This window comes from Streptomyces graminilatus (assembly GCF_001418565.1).
Classification (GTDB): Bacteria; Actinomycetota; Actinomycetes; order Streptomycetales; family Streptomycetaceae; genus Streptomyces; species Streptomyces graminilatus.
The window spans coordinates 1-18,937 of sequence record NZ_LIQQ01000138.1; the positions used below are offsets into that span (position 1 = coordinate 1).

Below are 18,937 nucleotides of genomic sequence, written 5' to 3' on the forward strand. Positions count from 1 at the left end.
GGGTTGGCTAAGGACGTGTCGGGGCCGCCGGGGCGGTGCCCGGAGTCGTCCCGGGCTGTGGGGGGCATCGTGGGATTCCTCGATCCTGTTGGTGGCGCACAAGCGCCACGGATCTTCTGGATGTGTGTCGAACCTATGTCCCCCGGTCCGCACGGGACGCGCCCTTTCCCCGTTCCGCGCCGAGGAGTAGGGGCGATTCCCTAGTCCTGGGCGCCTGTTGTGGCCTTGACCGCGACGGCTGTGCTGAGCTGAGGTTCCGTACCGCCGATGGAGCCGCACTCTGCTGTGCCTGCCCGGCCGCTGCCGGGCCCTCGGGTGGTCCGGCCGTGGCGGAGGGCCCGGGGTACTCCCGGCCGGCCGTCATCCTCAATCGATCATGGAGAGACGACAGTCGAGTGATGGACCTTCAGTTCATGTGCGGCGGTGCCGGTGCTCGGCTCCGCCCGGCCAGGACGGACGCGTCATGACGGCCGCGATCGTCGCGGACGGCGTCCGGAAGCGGTACGGGGACATCCAAGCCGTCGACGGCGTCTCGCTGCGCATCGAGACGGGCGAGTTCTACGGCATCCTGGGCCCCAACGGCGCGGGCAAGACGACCACCCTGGAGCTTCTGGAGGGCGTCCGCGAGCCCGACGAGGGCCGGATCGAGCTCTTCGGCCAGAGTCCCTGGCCCCGCAACCCCGAGGTGCTGAAGCGGATCGGCGTGCAGTTCCAGGCGTCGTCCTTCCTCGACAAGCTCACCACGCGCGAGACGATCCGGCTGTTCGCGTCGTTCTACCGGGTGGGCAAGCGCAAGGCCGACACCATGCTGGATCGCGTCGGGCTCTCAGAGTTCCACAACGTGCCGGCGGACAAGCTCTCCGGCGGCCAGGCGCAGCGGCTGTCGATCGCCTGCGGTCTGGTGCACGACCCGGAGATCGTCTTCCTGGACGAGCCCACCGCCGGTCTGGACCCGCATGCCCGCCGCAATCTGTGGGACCTGCTGCGCTCCGTCAATGAGGAAGGGCACACCCTGGTGCTCACGACGCACTACCTGGACGAGGCGGAGATCCTCTGCGACCGCGTGTCGGTGATGGAGAAGGGCAAGGTGCTCCGCACCGGCGCACCCGCCGCCCTGATCCGCGAGATCGACGACATGGTGCGGGTGAGCGTGGAGTCCGGGCTGATCGGCGCGGACGCCATGCGTGAGCTGCTGGTGTCCGCCGGGGTTGACCAGGCCGCGGTGGAGGACGACGGGGTCACCCTGTCGGTCGCCACCCGCACTCCGGGACCGGTGCTCTCCGTCCTCGGGGACAAAGGGGCCCTGCGTGGCCTCGAGGTGCGAGGCGCCACCCTGGAGGACGTCTTCCTCCAGCTGACCGGACGGGGGTACGGCGCGTGAGCGTCGAAGAGACCACGACGCAAGTCGCGGAGAACACCTCTGAGGACACCTCGAACCACTCCTCGAACGACACCGTGCGGGAGACCGGGACCGGGAAGGACAGCCGGAGAACCGGTTCGGGCGGTGGGGGTGCCGCACGCGACGACCGGCTCAGTCCGGTCCGTGAGCTGTCCCGGGTGATGATGCTGAGCGTGCTGCGCGACAAGAGCACGATCTTCTTCCTGCTGGTGTTCCCGGTCCTGTTCCTGCTGTTGTTCGGTTCGCTGTTCAAGACCACCGGGACGTCGCACATCAAGGTGGCCCAGGTCGGCGAAGTGCGGGTGCTGGACTCACTCACCGAGGCGCAGCACAAGCAGCTCTCCAGCGTCGCCACCATCACCAGGGTGACCGACGAGGCAGCCGCTCTGGCGAAGGTGCGCAAGGGCGACTACGACGCGCTGGTCGCACAGGACGGGGGCACGGTCGTTCTGCGCTACAGCGCCGCCGACTCCGTCAAGGGGGCTTCCGCGCGGGCGACGCTCAACGCCGTTCTGGAGGCGGCGAACCTGGCCGCGACCGGCCGGCCGGCCACGTACACGCTGAATGCCAGTCAGGTCGAGGACGGGTCGGTCAAACCCATCCAGTATCTGACGCCCGGTCTGCTGGGCTGGGCGATCGCCTCCAGCGCGGTGGCCAGCTCGTCGCTGACGCTGGTGACGATGCGCCGCAGGAGGTTCCTCCAGCGCATGCAGTTGTCCCCGACCAGTGCCTGGGAGCTGGTCGTCGCCCGTACCTTCACGACGCTGTTGATCGCGCTCACGCAGACAGCGCTGTTCCTGCTGGTCGCGACGCTGCCGTACTTCGGTCTGCGGCTCACGGGCGACTGGTGGCTGGTGATACCCCTGGTGATGTGCGGAACGCTGTCCCTGATGTCGCTGGGCCTGCTCATCGGCTCGGTCACCAGGACCGAGGAATCCGCCGGCGGTCTCGCCCAGTTGGTGGTGCTGCCGATGTCGTTCCTGTCCGGGTCGTTCTTCCCCCTCGACAGTGCCCCCGAGTGGGTCAGGGCGGTGTCGTACGCGATGCCGTTGCGCTACCTCGTGACCGGCAGCGAGGCCGTGCTCAGCCGGGGCGGCGGTGTGGTGGACGTCCTGCCCACCATGGGCGGCATGCTGGCGTTCACGGCCGTGGTGACGGCGCTGACCCTGCGCCTGTTCAAGTGGAACGACACGTGACGCCCCGCTGAGGGATACGCCCGGAGGCCCGCTGCCGTGTGAGACGGCAGCGGGCCTCCGCTGTTTTCGGGGACGGTCGGGGACGGTCGGGGACGGAACTCATCGCGGCTGTGGGCCCCGCTCACCGCCCCCGGCCGCGCTCCTGACCTCGTCCACGAGTTCGGCCTGCCGCAGAACGTCCTCCCCTGGCCCCTTGAAGTCGCCCTCGTCGAGCACCGTGCGGGCGAACTCGGCGACCAGGGAGGCGAACTGGTGGCCGGCCGGCAGCGTCCGTACCTCCAGGCTGTCCTGGCGCCGCAGGCTCAGCACCGGCCGCAGCGTGGGCGGCGCGCTGAACGCACGGTCGAGTTCGATGCTCCCCTCGCTGCCCCAGATCGTGCAGGCGCAGCGGTACGACCGGTCGAAACCGAATGTCAGCTGACCGGTCCGGCCGGCCGGATCGGCGACCAGCGCCGCACCCGCGACGTCGACCCCGGTACCGGGATCGACGCGCAGCACCGCCCCGCGCACCGTCACCTGCGGCCCGAGATACAGGGTGGCCGCTCGCAGCGTGTACACGCCGGCGTCGAGCAGTGCGCCGCCGCCCAGCGCCGGGTCGTACCGTATGTCGTCCGCGGGAAGCGGCGGGAATGCGAACTCGGCCGTGATGTGCCGGGGTTCACCGATCGCGCCCTCGTCGATGAGGGCGCGTACGGCGTCGTGCTGCCCATGGTGCAGGAACGCGAAGTTCTCCATCAGCAGCAGCCCGGCGGCCCGGGCGGCGCCGACCAGTTCGGCGGCTTCGGCCCGGTCGAGGGAGAGCGGCTTCTCGGCGAGGACGTGCTTGCCCGCCGCCAGCGCCCGCGCCACCCACTCCGCGTGCAGGGCGGGCGGCAGCGGTACGTACACGGCGTCGATGTCATCGCGTTCCAGCAGCGCGGCGTAGCCGGTGACGGCTTCGCAGCCGAACCGCCGGGCCACGGCCTCGGCCTTGGCCCGGCTGCGGCTGGCCACCGCGGCCAGCCGCACCGACGGGTCGGCGACGAGCGCCGGGATGGTGGTGCGCTGGGCGATGGTGGCACAGCCGACGACACCCACGTTCAGCACCCGGTCTGTCACAGTCACGTTCTCTTTCTCTGATGTGGCTCACGAGCACTGATTTGACTCACGAGCATTCACGAACACTCACGACGAACCGAACTGCTTGTCGATGAAGTCGAAGAGGTCGTCGTCCGTGGCCGCGTCGAGGTGTTCCTCGACGGTGTCCCCCGCGCCACTTCCGCCGGCGTCCGTGTCCGTGCCCGCCACGTCCAGCCGGGACAGCAGCCCCCGCAGCCGTTCCGTGAGTGCGGAGCGCTCCGAGTCGTCGATGGTGACCGCCTCCAGCGCGGCCTCCATCCGGGCGAGTTCGGCCAGCATCGGCTGGACGGCCGGGGCCGGTCCCGATTCCGCGTCGGTCTCGTCCCGCAGATGGCGGGCGAGCCGGTCGGGGGCCGGGTAGTCGAACAGCAGGGTGGCGGGCAGCCTGAGCCCGGTGGCGGCGCCCAGCCGGTTGCGCAGTTCGACCGCGGTCAGCGAGTCGAATCCCATCTCCAGGAAGCCCCGTTCGGGGTCGACGGCGTCGGAGTCGGCGTAGCCGAGGACAGCCGCCGCCTGGTCGCGGACGACGTCCAGCAGCACGGCCAGCCGTCCCTGCGTGTCCAGTTCGGCGAGCCGGCGGCGCAGCGCCTCGGCGGGCGGAGTCCCGTGCTCGGCCGTGGCGCCGGTGCGGCGGCGGGCGGGCTTGACGAGGGACCGCAGCAGTGCCGGGACCTCGCCGTCGGGTGTGCGCAGCGCGGCGGTGTCGAACCGGGCCGGGACGAGCAGCGCGCGGTCGGCGGCGACAGCGGCGTCGAACAGGCCGAGGGCCTGCTCGGACGGCATCGGGACCACTCCGCCGCGTGCCATCCGCCGCAGATCGGCGTCGTCCAGCTTGCCGGTCATCGCCGACCGCTGCTCCCACAGGCCCCAGGCCAGCGACTGGGCGGGCAGGCCATGGGCGCGCCGCTGTCGGGCGAAGGCGTCCAGGAAGGCGTTGGCCGCCGCGTAGTTGCCCTGTCCCGAGCCGCCGAAGATGCCGGCCAGCGAGGAGAACAGCACGAACCCTCGCAGTCCGCTGTCGCGGGTCAGCTCGTGCAGATGCAGAGCCGTGTCGACCTTGGCGGCGAGCACGGTGTCGAGCCGTTCCTGGGTGAGGGAGCCGATGACGCCGTCGTCGAGGACGCCCGCCGTGTGCACCACGGCGGTGAGCGGATGCCCGTCGGGGACGGTGGCGAGCAGGGCGGCGAGTGCGGCCCGGTCCGAGGTGTCGCAGGCGACGAGGTCTGCGTGGGCGCCCAGTTCGGTCAGTTCGGCGACGAGTTCCCGTGCACCGGGCGCGTCCGCGCCCCGGCGGCCGGCCAGCAGCAGATGCCGGGCGCCGTGCCGGGTGACCAGGTGGCGGGCGACAAGTCCGCCGAGCGCGCCGGTGGCGCCGGTGACCAGCACGGTTCCGTCCGGGTCGAGCAGTGCGCCGGCGGTGACGTCCGCGAGTTGGTTCAGTCCGAGGCGGACCAGGCGGGGGGCACGCAACTCACCCTTGCGCAGGGCGACTTGCGGCTCCTCGTGCCGGGCCGCGGTCGGCAGTGCCTGGTAGGACTCCGGTGCGCCGTCCCAGTCGAGGAGCACGAACCGCCCAGGGTTCTCCGACTGCGCCGTGCGCACCAGCCCCCATACGGCCGCGGCCACCGGGTCGGGCGCCTGTTCGCCGTCGTGCACGCTCATGGCGTGCCGGGTGACCAGGACCAGCCGGGTCGCGTTGAACGTGTCGTCGGCGAGCCAGTCCTGGATCAACCGCAGAACGTGTCCGGTCGCGTGCCGGACGGCGGAGGCCAGGCCGGTCTCCCCCGGCTGCCCGGCGTCGATGCCACCGGCTCCGGGTACGGCGGCCAGCACCGTGCCGGGTACGGGCACCGTGCCGGCGGCGACGGCGGAGGCGAGGGCCGCCAGGTCCCGGTGGTGGGTGGAGGCGAGTCCCGCCGCCGTCAGCGCGCTCCCGATGCCGGGGTCGTCGTCACCGTCGCCGCGGCCGATTCCGTCCAGGACGGCCCAGCCGCCGGTGACGGCTGCGGCCCGGAGGGACGGGGTGGTCGCGTCGGCCGGGGTCACCCATTCCAGTTCGTGCAGATGACGTGCGGCGGCGCGGGCCGCCCCGGGCTGCCCGGCGGGCAGTGGCCGCAGGGTCAGTCCGGTCACCGTGGCGACGGGGCGGCCGTCCAGGTCGGTGACCCGCAGCGCGACCGTGTCGGGACCGGCCGGGGCCAGATGCGTCCGCAGCGCGGTCGCGCCCGGTGTGTGCAGCCGTACGCCCGACCAGCTGAACGGCATGAGGCCGGGGCCGGACGAGGCGGCGGCGGTCAGTCCGACGGTCTGGAGGGCGGCGTCCAGGAGAGCCGGGTGCAGGCCGTAGTCGGCCGCGTCGGCGCCGGGAGAGGCCTCGGCGGGCAGTTCGACCTCCGCGTACACGTCGTCACCGAGCTTCCAGGCCGCGGTCAGACCCTGGAAGGCGGGCCCGTACACGAAGCCGTTCGCGGCGAAGCGGTCGTACAGGTCTTCGACGGCGACCGCTTCGGCGCCCGCCGGGGGCCATACCCCGGCCAGGGTGTCGTCGGCCGGTTCCTTCGCCTCGGGGACGAGGCGGCCCAGGGCGTGCCGGGTCCAGCGTTCGTCGTCCGTCGCGTCGTCCGGACGGGAGTGCACGGTCACACCGCGCGCCCCCTGTTCGCCGGGTTCACCGACGGTGACCTGGACGTGGACGGCGCCGTGTTCGGGCAGGACGAGCGGTGCCTCCAGGGTGAGTTCGTCGACCGTGGCGTATCCGACCCGGTCGGCGGCCAGCAGGGCCAGCTCCAGGAACGCGGTGCCCGGCAGTATCGCGGTGCCGGACACCGAGTGGTCGGCGAGCCAGGGGTGACTGCTCAGCGACAGCCGTCCGGTGAGCAGATAGCCGTCACCGCCGGCGAGCGTGGTGCCCGCGGCCAGCAGCGGATGCGCTCCGTCGACGAGCCCGGCGGAGGCGAGGTCGACGGTGCGGGGCGCCGCGTCGAGCCAGTAACGGGCACGCTGGAAGGCGTACGTGGGCAGTTCGGCCCGGCGCACGGGGCGGTCGGCGAAGTACCGCGCCCAGTCGGGGCTCACGCCGTGCACATGCAGCGTGGCGAGGGCGGTCGTGAGTGCTGTCCGCTCGGACCGGTCACGGCGCAGCAGCGGCGTGGAGACGATGCCGGCACCGGTCGTGGCCGGGTCGGAGGCGGTGAGGCAGTCACGGGTCATGGCGGTGAGGACACCGTCCGGACCGAGCTCGACGTACGCCGTCACGCCGTACTGTTCGAGCGTGGCCACGGCGTCGGCGAAGCGGACCGTGCCGCGCACATGGCGCACCCAGTAGTCTGCGCCCTCCAGTTGCCCGGAGTCGGCGAGTTCACCGGTGAGGTCGCAGACGACGGGCACGGCCGGAGCCGTGTAGGTCATCTCGCGGGCGACCGCCTCGAAACGGTCCAGCATGGGTTCCATCCGCGGCGAGTGGAAGGCGTGCGACACGGTCAGCCGCTTGGTGCGCAGACCTGCCGCGCGCCAGGCCGCGGCCAGTTCGTCCACCGCGTCCTCGTCACCGGAGACGACCACGGACGCGGGGCCGTTGACGGCGGCGACGGAGACCCGGCCCTCGTACGGGCGCAGCGCCTCGACGACCTCCGTCTCACTGGTCTGCACGGACAACATGGCGCCACCGGCAGGCAGTTGCTGCATCAGACGGCCTCGGGCGGCGACCAGCCGGCAGGAGTCACCGAGGGCGAGCACGCCGGCCACGTGGGCGGCGGCCAGTTCACCGATGGAGTGGCCGACGACGACGTCGGGGCGCAGCCCCCAGTGTTCCAGCAGCCGGAACTGGGCCACTTCGAGAGCGAACAGCCCGGCCTGTGTGTAGACCGTACGGTCCAGCAGTTCCGCGTCGGCGCTGCCCGCCTCGGCGAACATCACCTCGCGCAGCGGCCGTTCGAGTTCACGGTCGAGCTCGGCGCATACGGCGTCGAGGGCGTCCGCGAACACCGGGTACGCGGCGTACAGTTCACGCCCCATGCCCGCTCGCTGGCTGCCCTGACCGCTGAACAGGAACGCGGTGCGTCCGGTTCGCCGCCGCTCCCCGCGCACCAGCCCGGGTGCTTCCCGGCCCGCCGCCAACGCCGTGAGCGCGGCGAGGAGTTCGTCCCGGTCGTGGCCGACGACGGAGGCCCGGTGGTCGAACGTGGCACGGGTGAGGGCGAGGGAATGGGCGATGTCGGCGGGGGCGGCCGCCTCGTCGGCGGTGCTGTCCTGCCGCCGCGGTTCGGTGAGGTGGGCGAGCAGGCGGGCGGCCTGGGCGCGCAGCGCGTCGGCGCTGCGGCCGGACAGTACCCAGGGGACCACGTCACCGGAGGTGCCGGTCAGGGGAGTCGCCTCCGGCGACGTGGTGGTCTCCGAGGCCGGGGCGGCAGGCCGCTCCGGCCTGGCGACAGTGGAGGGCGGCTGCTCCCGCTCCACGGGTTCGGCCGTGACGGGCGGCTGCTCCAGGATCACATGGGCGTTGGTGCCGCTGATGCCGAACGCCGACACGCCGGCTCGGCGCGGCCGGCCGGTGTCCGGCCACCGAACGGTCTCGGTGAGCAGCGACACGGCGCCGTCGGTCCAGTCGATCTCGGTCGACGGCCGGTCGGCGTGCAGGGTGCGCGGCAGCATGCCGTGCCGCATCGCCAGCACCATCTTGATCACGCCGCCGACACCGGCGGCAGCCTGCGTGTGCCCGATGTTGGACTTGAGGGCGCCGAGCAGCAACGGCCGCTCGTCCGGCCGGTCCTGACCGTATGTCGCCATCAGGGCCTGTGCCTCGATCGGGTCGCCGAGGCGCGTGCCGGTGCCGTGCGCCTCGACGGCGTCGACATCGGCCGCGTCGAGCCCGGCGGCGGCGAGGGCCTGCCGGATGACCCGCTGCTGCGCGGGACCGCTCGGCGCGGTCAGACCGTTGCTCGCGCCGTCCTGGTTGACCGCGGAACCGGCGAGCACGGCCAGCACCGGGTGGCCGTTGCGGCGGGCGTCGGACAGCCGCTCCAGCAGCACCACGCCGACGCCTTCGGCCCATCCGGCGCCGTCGGCGTCGTCGGAGAACGCCTTGCAGCGCCCGTCCTCGGACAGCGCGCGCTGCCTGCTGAACTCGATGAAGGTGTCCAGCGAGGAGATCACGGTGACCCCGCCGGCCAGCGCCATCGTGCATTCGCCGCCGCGCAGCGCGGACGCGGCCATGTGCAGGGCCACCAGTGACGACGAGCACGCGGTGTCGACGGTGACGGCCGGGCCCTCCAGGCCGAAGGTGTAGGCGATCCGCCCGGAGGCCACGCTGCCCGCGCTGCCGGTGGCGAGATAGCCCTCGAATTCCTTGGGGGCGTGCTGAACCCGGGAGCCGTAGTCGTGGTAGTTGGAGCCGACGAAGACCCCGGTCCGGCTGCCGCGCAGCACTCCCGGTTCGATACCGGCCCGCTCGAACGCCTCCCAGGACGTCTCCAGGAGCAGCCTCTGCTGCGGGTCGACGGCCAGCGCCTCGCGCGGGCTCATCCCGAAGAACTCCGGGTCGAAGTGGTGGGCGTCGTAGAGGAATCCTCCGCCGCGTGCGTAGAAGGTGCCCGGCCGGTCCGGGTCGGGGTCGTAGGCCCCCTTGAGGTCCCAGCCCCGGTCGTCCGGGAGGACCGACACGGCGTCCCGTTCGTCGACGAGGAGCTGCCACAGTTCCTCGGGGCCGGCGGCGCCGCCCGGGTAGCGGCAGCTCATGGCCACGATCACGATCGGGTCGTCGTCGGTGGCGGCCACCGGGGCCGGGGTCCCCGACACCGGCTCGGTCGTGGCACTGGTGCCGAACAGGTCGTCGTGCAGCTTGCGGGCGAGTGCGGTGGCGGTGGGGTGGTCGAAGACCAGTGTCACCGGCAGTCGCAGCCCGGTGGCCTCCGCGATGCTGTTGCGCAGCGCCACCGCGGTGAGCGAGTCGAAGCCGAGATCGCGGAAGGCCCGTTCCTCGTCGACCTCCCCGGCGTCGGAGTACCCGAGCGCTCCGGCGGCCAACGTACGTACGAGGGCCAGGAGTTCACGTCGCTGTTCATCGGGGGACAGCACCGCGATCCGCGCCGTCAGCGCGTTGCGGTCACCGCCGCCTTCTGCGGGCACGGTGCGCGCCGACACGGCCGCGCGTACCTCCGGCAGCTCCATGAGCGCATGGGCGGGAGTGTCGGAGTGGGCGAACGCGTATGTCTCCCACCGTACGTCGGCCAGGGCCAGCACGGGTTCGTCACCCGCGACGGCCTGTTCGAGGCCCGTCAGCGCGGACTCCGGGTCCATGGCTGGCATTCCGGCGCGGGCCAGCCGCTCACCCGTCTCACCGGCGGCCAGACCGCCGCCGCCCCACGCGCCCCACGCGAGGGACGTCGCGGGGAGCCCGTCGGCGTGCCGCTGCCGTGCGAGCGTGTCGAGGAAGGCGTTGGCGGCGGCGTAACTCGCCTGCCCCGGGCCGCCGAGGGTGCCGGCGAGCGAGGAGAACAGCACGAACGCGGACAGGTCCAGGTCCCGGGTCAGCTCGTGCAGATGCAGTGCGGCCGCCACCTTGGGCCGCAGCACGGTCTCGGCACGCTCGGGAGTGAGCGTGTCCAGCACACCGTCGTCCAGGACTCCGGCCGCGTGCACGACAGCGGTGAGGGGCAGGTCGGCCGGTACTTCGGACAGCAACGTGGCGAGTTGATCACGGTCGGCGACATCGCAGGCCGCGATGGTGACGCGGGCGCCGAGCGCGGTCAGTTCAGCCGTCAGCTCGGCCGCACCCCGGCTGTCGGGGCCACGGCGTCCGGCAAGCAGCAGATGCGCGGCACCGTTGCGGGCCAGCCTGCGGGCGACCTGCGCGCCGACGCCACCGGTTCCACCGGTCACCAGTACGGTGCCGCCGGGCGCCCAGTCGGCGGGGGCGGCCTCGGGCAGGGCGGCGCGTACCAGACGTCGTACGAAGAGACCGGAACCGCGTACGGCCACCTGATCTTCCTCGACGGCGCCGGACAGCGCGCTCACCAGCCGGGCGACGGCACGCTCGTCCAGTTCCTCCGGGAGGTCGACGATCCCGCCGAAACGCTGCGGGTACTCCAGAGCCGCGATCCGGCCCAGTCCCCAGCTCTGCGCCTGGGCGGGTGCGGCGGGCCGGTCGGCGCGTCCGGTGGACACGGCGCCACGGGTGCCGAGCCACAGCGGTGCGCCGACCCCGGCGTCCCCGAGTGCCTGCACCAGGGCGGTGTTCAGGGCGAGCCCGTTGTCGAGCGCACTGCCGGGGGCGTACGGCGACTCGTCGAGCGCGAGCAGGGACAGTACGCCGGTCGGCGGCGGAACGTCCGCTTGGGCCAGGGCGATTCCGAGCAGGGCGGCGAGCCCGTCCCGGTCGGTACCGGAGGGCACTGCGAGGGTGGTCACCTGAGCGCCGTGGGCGGCCAGACCATTGCTGAGAGAGCCGGTGAGAGAGCCGGTGAGGCCGCCGGCGGTGTGCTCGTGCGGCACAAGAAGCAGCCAGGTACCGGTCAGGGCGGTGGCCCGGTTGTCCCGGCCGATGGGCTTCCAGACCACCTTGTACCGCCAGCCGTCCACCACCGACCGGGCCTTCTCCCCCTTGCGCCAACTCGACAGCGCGGGAAGCACTCCGGCCAGCGGCTCACTCTCCGGCAGACGGAGCGTCTCGGCAAGCCCTTCAAGATCCTCACGCTCGACCGCATCCCAGAAACGCGCATCCACCTGCTGACGCGAGTCCAGAGCCAGAGCCAGAGCCGGAACGGTCTTCTCCAGCCAGTAACGCCGGTGCTGGAAAGCGTAGGTGGGCAGGGAGACGGACCGTGCCCGCTGCCCGGCAAGGACAGCAGTCCAGTCGACGGGGATGCCACGTACCCATGCCTCGGCGAGCGAGGTCAGGAACCTCTCGGCACCACCGTCATTACGGCGGAGACTGCCGACGACCACAGCGTCCTCGGCCGCCTCCTGCACGGCCATACCCAGCACCGGGTGTGAACTGACCTCCACGAACGCCGAATAGCCCTGCTCGTTCAGCTTCTCGACCGCCTCGGCGAACCGCACACGCTGACGCAGGTTGCGATACCAGTAGGCGGCGTCGAGACGCGCGGTGTCGATGACCTCGGCCTCGGTGGTGGAGAAGAACGGCACCCCACCCGTACGAGGCTCCACCGCGGCCAGCACCTCGGCCAGTTCGGACTCGATCTCCTCCACATGCCAGGTGTGCGAGGCGTAATCCACCGGAACACGACGCACACGAACGTCACCGCTCTCGCAGTGCGCCACCAGCTCATCCAGCGCGTCCGCGTCACCGGCCACCACAACCGAACCCGGACCATTCACCGCCGCGATGTCGATACGGCCCGACCAGCGGCCCGCCAGCAACTCCTCTACCGCAGCCAGGGGTTGGGCGAGGGACACCATGCCACCACGGCCGGCGATCACACGGATAGCCTTCGACCTCAACGCGACGACCCGCGCCCCGTCCTCAAGCGACAAACCACCCGCGACGACAGCCGCAGCAATCTCGCCCTGCGAGTGACCGACCACAGCAGACGGCTCCACACCACACGCCCGCCACACCGCGGCCAGCGACACCATCACCGCCCACGACACCGGCTGCACCACATCAACATCAGCCAGCTCAGCCCCACCACGCACCACATCCGTCAACGACCAGTCGACGAACGGCGCAAGAGCAGCCTCACACTCACGCATCGACGCAGCGAACACAGGCGAGACATCCATCAACTCCCGCCCCATACCAACCCACTGCGCCCCCTGACCCGGGAAGACAAACACCACCCGATCGGATCCGCCGCCGACCGAACCGCGCACCACACCAGCAGCGCCGATCTCACCTGAAGTCAACGCGGCGATTCCCTTGGTGAGTTCACCCCGCTCTCCGCCCAGGACGACAGCACGGTTCTCGAAGGCCGTACGCGTCGCGGCCAGCGACCACGCCACGTCCACCGGCCGCACATCATCGTCGGCCGATGCCAGGAACGAGACCAGCCGTCCCGCCTGCCCACCGAGGCTGTCGCCGCCACGACCGGAGATCACCCATGGCAACGCACAGCCTTCGGCGAACACCGGCGCCGTGTCCTCGTCGCGGGATTCGGACGCGGCCGGTGCCTCCTCCAGCACGACATGCGCGTTCGTCCCGCTCACGCCGAACGAGGACACACCCGCACGCCGCAGCCGCCCCTCGGCGTGCGGCCACTCCACCGCCTCCGTCAGCAGCGACACCGCACCCGCTGACCAGTCCACATGCGGGGTCGGCTCATCGACATGCAACGTCCGGGGCAGCAGACCGTGCCGCATCGCCAGCACCATCTTGATGATGCCTGCGACACCGGCGGCGGCCTGTGAGTGTCCGATGTTCGACTTCATCGAGCCGAGCCACAGAGGCTGTTCGCGATCCCTGCCCTGCCCGTACGTGGCCAGCAACGCCTGCGCCTCGATCGGATCGCCCAGCGTCGTACCCGTACCGTGCGCCTCCACCGCGTCCACATCCGCAGTCGTCAGGCCCGCACCGGCCAGGGCCGCGCGGATGACCTGCTGCTGGGCGGGGCCGCTGGGGGCGCTGAGACCGTTGCTCGCGCCGTCCTGGTTGAGGGCGGTGGAGCGGACCACGGCCAGTACCGGGTGGCCGTTGCGGCGGGCGTCCGACAGGCGTTCCAGGAGCAGCATGCCGGCGCCCTCGGCGAGGCCCATGCCGTCGGCCGCCTTGGCGAACGCCTTGGAGCGGCCGTCCTTGGCGACACCCCGGGTGCGGGCGAAGCCGATGAAGCCGATGGGCTCCACCATGACGGCGACGCCGCCCGCGAGCGCCATCGAGCACTCGCCGGAGCGCAGTGCCTGGACGGCCATGTGCAGGGCGACCAGCGACGACGAGCACGCGGTGTCGATGGTCACCGCGGTGCCCTCAAGTCCGAGGGTGTAGGCGATGCGGCCGGACAGGACGCTGGTGGCGCTGCCGGTGACGATATGGCCCTCGACGCCTTCGGGCAGGTTGTCCAGGCCGCCGAAGCCCTGGTTGGCGGCGCCGACGAAGACACCGACCGGGGTGCCGCGCAGCGTTTCGGGGAGGAGTCCGGCCTGCTCCAACGCCTCCCAGGAGGTTTCCAGCAGGAGTCGCTGCTGGGGGTCCATGGCGATGGCCTCGCGGGGCGAGATGCCGAAGAATCCGGCGTCGAAGTCGCCGGCGTCGTGGACGAAGCCGCCTTCGCGGGCGTAGCAGGTGCCCTCACGGTCCGGGTCGGGGTCGTAGAGGGCGTCGAGGTTCCACGCGCGGTCGTCGGGGAATCCGTCGATGACGTCGCGGCCCTCGGCGAGGATGCGCCACAGTTCCTCGGGGCTGTTGGCACCGCCCGGGTATCGGCAGCTCATCGAGACGATGACGATCGGGTCGTCGTCCGCCGCCGCGCCGGCCTGGGTGACGGCGGCTGCCCGTGCCACCGGGGCGGGGAGGGCGTCGGACTGCCCGACCAGTTCCTCGCGGATGTGCCGGGCGAGTGCGGTGACCGTGGGCCGGTCGAAGATCACGGTGACGGGCAGCCGCAGCCCGGTCGCGGTGTTCAGCCGGTTGCGCAGTTCTACCGAGGTCAGCGAGTCGAAGCCCAACTCACGGAAGGCCCGGCCGAGTTCGACGCTGTTCGAGGTGCTGTGGCCGAGCACTGCGGCGACCTGGGCGCGTACCAGGTCCCGTACGGTCTGCTCCTGCTCCTCGGCGGTCATGCCGCGCAGCCGGGAGACGAGACCGGTGGTCTCGGCCTCCGCGGCGTCCTGGCGGTGGCGGTCCTCCTCGGCGCGCAGCAGCTCCGCCACTTCGGGCACCTCGGTCAGCAGCGGGCGGGGGCCGGCGGCGGTGAAGGCGGGGACGAAACGGTCCCAGTCGATGTCGGCGACCGCGACGAAACACTCGTCGCGGTCGAGTACCTGCTGCATGCCCGCGACGGCGAGCGCCGGGTCCATGAAGGTGATACCACGCCAGCGAAGCTGTTCCTGGACGACTTCGAGGCCCATGCCGCCGCCCTCGTCGCTCCAGATGCCCCAGGCGATCGACGTACCGGCCAGGCCGCGAGCGCGCCGGTGTTCGGCGACCGCGTCGGCGTAGGCGTTGGCCGCCGCGTAGGCGCCGTGGTCGCCGCTGCCCCAGACGCCGGCGACGGAGGAGAAGACGATGAAGGCGTCCAGCCGGTCGTCGCAGAAGAGTGCGTCGAGGTTGGCGACGCCACTGAGTTTGGCCTCGGCGCCGTCCGCGAACTCCTGGAGTGTCGTCGCGGCCAGCGGGATGAGGATGCCGACGCCCGCGGTGTGCACGACGGTACGGATCGGCGGCCCGTCGGCCTCGACCTGTTCGACGAGCGCGGCCAGCGCGTCCGGGTCGGCGATGTCGCAGGCGGCGATGGTGACACGGGCACCCAACTCGCGCAGTTCCGCTTCGAGTTGGGTGGCGCCAGGCGCTTCGGGTCCTCGGCGGCTGAGCAGTACGAGGTGTTCGGTGCCGTTGCGGGCGAGCCAGCGGGCCGTGTGGGCCCCCAGGCCACCGGTGCCGCCGGTGACCAGCGCGGTGCCGCGCGAGGTCCAGGTACGGCCGCCGCCGCCCGTGGCTCCGACGGGGGTCCGGACCAGTCGGCGGATCAGTGTGCCGGTGCGACGGACGGCGATCTGGTCCTCGCTCCGGGTGTCGGCGAGGACCGCGCACAGGCGGTCGGCGGTGCGCTCGTCGGGCGTCTCCGGAAGGTCGACGAGGCCGCCCCAGAACTCGGGGTGCTCCAGTGCGGCGACCCGGCCCATGCCCCAGGTTCCGTTCTGCACCGGGTTGCGCAGCGGGTCACTGTCACCGGTGGTGACGGCTCCGCTGGTGGCAAGCCACAGGGGGGCGCGTACGCCGGTGTCGGCGCACGCCTGGATCAGGGCGAGCCCGGCCACGAGACCGGCCGCGAGCCCTGGCTGCCCCGGGTGCGGTTGCTCGTCGAGCGCGAGGAGGGAGAGGACTCCGCTGTAGGTGTCGGTGCCGCTGTGGCGGGCGGTCTCGGCGAGCAGGGAGGCCAGTTGTTCCCGGTCGGTGTCGGTGGCGTCCACGAACAGCGGGGCGGTCTGCGCGCCGTGCGCGGCGAGGCCGTCCAGGCAGACCTGTACGAGCTTGGCATCCGCCTGGCTCGCGGGAACGACGACCAGCCAGACACCGCCGAGTGCGGCGGCGGAATCGGCCATCGGCCGCCAGGCGAGACGGTAGCGCCAGGAGTCGAGGGTGGACGCGGCACGACGGCCCCGGCGCCACGCCGACAGCACGGGCAGCGCCTCGGCCAATGCCTGCTGCCCGGAGTCCTCGGCGACATCGAGAGCACCGGTCAGCGCCTGAAGGTCCTCACCCTCTACGGCTGCCCAGAACTCCGCGTCCACCGCGTCTTCGACCCCACCGTCCGCCCCGGAGAGCTGCGGCGCCGCCGGTTCGAACCAGTACGGGCTGTGTTGGAAGGCGTAGGTGGGCAGGGAGACGGGGCGTGGTGCCTGCTGACCGGCGAGGACGGCTGTCCAGTCGACGGGAATGCCACGTACCCATGCCTCGGCGAGCGAGGTCAGGAACCTCTCCGCGCCACCGTCGTTGCGGCGCAGACTGCCCACCACGACCGCGTCTTCAGCGGTCTCCTGCACGGCCATGCCGAGGACCGGGTGCGAACTGACCTCCACGAACGCGGAATAGCCCTGCTCGTTAAGCTTCTCGACGGCCTCGGCGAAACGCACGCGGCCGCGCAGGTTGCGATACCAGTACCCGCCATCCAGCCGCGCGGTGTCGATGGCCTCGGCCTCGGTGGTGGAGAAGAACGGCACCTGCCCCGTACGAGGCACCACCGGAGCCAGCACCTGCGCCAGCTCCTCCTCGATCTCCTCGACATGCCAGGTGTGCGAGGCGTAGTCCACCGGAATGCGACGCGCACGGATGTCACCGCTCTCGCAGTGCGCCATCAGCTCATCCAGCGCGTCCGCGTCACCGGCCACCACAACCGAACCCGGCCCGTTCACCGCAGCGATGTCGATGCGGCCCGACCAACCGACCAGCAGCTCATCCACCGCAGCCACTGGTTGGGCCACAGACACCATGCCGCCACGGCCGGCGATCACCCGGATCGCCTTCGACCTCAACGCGACGACCCGCGCTCCGTCCTCAAGCGACAAACCACCCGCAACGACAGCCGCAGCAATCTCACCCTGCGAGTGACCGACCACCGCCGACGGCTCGACACCACACGCCCGCCACACCGCGGCCAGCGACACCATCACCGCCCACGAGACCGGCTGCACCACATCGACATCCGCGAGTTCAGCCCCGCAACGCACCACATCCGTCAACGACCAGTCGACGAACGGCGCAAGAGCAGCCTCACAAGCCTCCATCGAGGCAGCGAACACAGGAGAGACATCCATCAACTCCCGCCCCATACCAACCCACTGCGCCCCCTGACCCGGGAACACGAACACCGCGCCGTCGGGGGCAGCGTCGAAGCTGCCGGTCACCGTTCCGGGAGAGGTTGTTTCTGACGTCAACGCGCGCAGCCCGTCGACGAGTTCGTTCCGCTCGGTTCCGAGGACCACGGCCCGGTGCTCGAACGCCGTACGCGTCGCGGCCAACGACCACGCCACATCCACCGGCCGCACACCATCCGAGGCCGACTCCACGAACGAGACCAACCGGCCCGCCTGACCAGCCAGCCCCTCCGCACCACGACCGGACACGACCCACGGCACCACACCATTACCGCTGAACACAGGACCGGCGTCGTCGTCGGCGGCCTCGGGCACCTGTACGGCGTCGGTCCGGGACTCCTCCGGCTCTGGCGCCTGTTCCAGAACCACGTGCGCGTTGGTTCCGCTGCCGCCGAACGAAGACACGCCGGCGCGGCGCGGCCTGCCGGTGTCGGGCCACTGCTGGTTCTCCGCGAGGAGTTCGACCGCTCCGGAGGACCAGTCGACGTGCGCTGTGGGCTCGTCCAGGTGCAGCAGCCTGGGCAGAACGCCGTGGTGCATGGCGAACACCATCTTGATGATGCCCGCGACGCCCGAACTCGCCTGTAGGTGACCGATGTTGGACTTGAGCGACCCCAGCCTGACCGGCTGTTCGCGGTCCTGGCCGTAGGTGGCGATCACGGCCTGTGCCTCGATCGGGTCGCCCAGCGTCGTACCCGTACCGTGCGCCTCGACCACGTCCACCAGATCCGGCGTCAGACGGGCGTTGGCCAGCGCGGCACGGATAACGCGTTCCTGCGACGGCCCGTTGGGGGCTGTGAGCCCGTTACTCGCACCGTCCTGGTTGATCGCCGACCCACGGATCACCGCCAGTACCGGGTGGCCGTTGCGGCGGGCGTCCGACAGCCGCTCCAGCAGCAGCACACCCACGCCCTCGCCCCACCCCGTGCCGTCCGCACCCGCCGCGAAAGGCTTGCACCGGCCGTCCGGCGCCAGCCCCCGCTGCCTGCTGAACTCCACGAAGTTACGGGGGCTCGCCATGACGGTGGCGCCGGCGGCGATGGCGAGACGGCACTCGTCCTGGCGCAGGGCCTGGACAGCGAGGTGCAGCGCGACAAGGGACGACGAGCACATGGTGTCGACGGTGACGGCGGGGCCCTCGAAGCCGAGGGTGTAGGCGATGCGGCCGGACAGCACAGCCCCGGAGCCGCCGGTCAGCATATGGCCCTCGACGCGGTCCCGGGCATGGGCGGCCGCCGCACCGTACCCCTGGTCGCTGCTGCCGACGAAGACCCCCGCCTTCTCGCCGCGCAGCGTGTCCGGGTCGATCCCGGCGCGCTCCAGTGCCTCCCATGACGTCTCCAGCAGCAACCGCTGCTGCGGGTCCATCACCGTGGCCTCGCGCGGGGAGATCCCGAAGAAGCCGGGGTCGAACTCGGCGGCGTCGTACAGGAACGAGCCGGAGCGTGTGTATGTGGTCCCCTGGTGCTCGGGGTCGGGGTGGTACAGGCCCTCCAGGTCCCAGCCACGGTCCGCGGGCAGTTCGGAAACGGTGTCGACGCCCGCGACGAGCAGGTCCCAGAACTCCTCCGGGGTATGGGCGTTGCCGGGAAGACGGCAGCTCATCGAGACGATGGCGATGGGCTCCTGCTGCCGGGCCTCGACCTCCTGGAGACGTCGGCGGGTCTGCCGCAGGTCGGTGGTCACCAGTTTGAGGTAGTCGCGGAGCTTGTCCTCGTTGGCCATGAACGTCATCAGT

General features: G+C 71.6%; 4 protein-coding genes. 2 read left to right on the forward strand and 2 right to left on the reverse strand.

Translation table 11 applies throughout. The features are described from left to right. The first annotated feature begins 463 nt into the window (after window positions 1-463). Together AOK08_RS13340 and AOK08_RS13345 are read left to right on the forward strand one after the other, a co-directional pair. Entirely contained in the window at window positions 464-1,381 is a 918-nt protein-coding gene (locus AOK08_RS13340) for an ABC transporter ATP-binding protein (protein ID WP_055525743.1), read from the forward strand. After that, on the forward strand, window positions 1,378-2,595 hold the full coding sequence (locus AOK08_RS13345; protein ID WP_241826937.1) for an ABC transporter permease: 1,218 nt from the start codon (window positions 1,378-1,380) through the stop codon (window positions 2,593-2,595). The genes AOK08_RS13340 and AOK08_RS13345 overlap by 4 nt, the downstream gene beginning before the upstream one ends. 99 nt (window positions 2,596-2,694) lie before the next feature. Here AOK08_RS13345 and AOK08_RS13350 read toward each other — a convergent pair whose 3' ends face one another. Together AOK08_RS13350 and AOK08_RS13355 are read right to left on the reverse strand one after the other, a co-directional pair. Continuing rightward, a complete protein-coding gene (locus AOK08_RS13350) occupies window positions 2,695-3,699 on the reverse strand; it encodes a Gfo/Idh/MocA family protein (protein ID WP_241826938.1) in 1,005 nt (334 codons plus the stop codon). A gap of 60 nt (window positions 3,700-3,759) precedes the next feature. After that, complete coding sequence (locus AOK08_RS13355) at window positions 3,760-18,924, reverse strand: type I polyketide synthase (protein ID WP_055525764.1); 15,165 nt, start codon at window positions 18,922-18,924, stop codon at window positions 3,760-3,762. Between the last annotated feature and the right edge of the window lie 13 nt (window positions 18,925-18,937).

Coding starts and splice junctions, on each gene's coding strand:
- AOK08_RS13340 (WP_055525743.1), top strand. CDS start 464: ATGACGGCCGCGATCGTCGCGGACGGCGTCCGGAAGCGGTACGGGGAC.
- AOK08_RS13355 (WP_055525764.1), bottom strand. CDS start 18,924: ATGGCCAACGAGGACAAGCTCCGCGACTACCTCAAACTGGTGACCACC.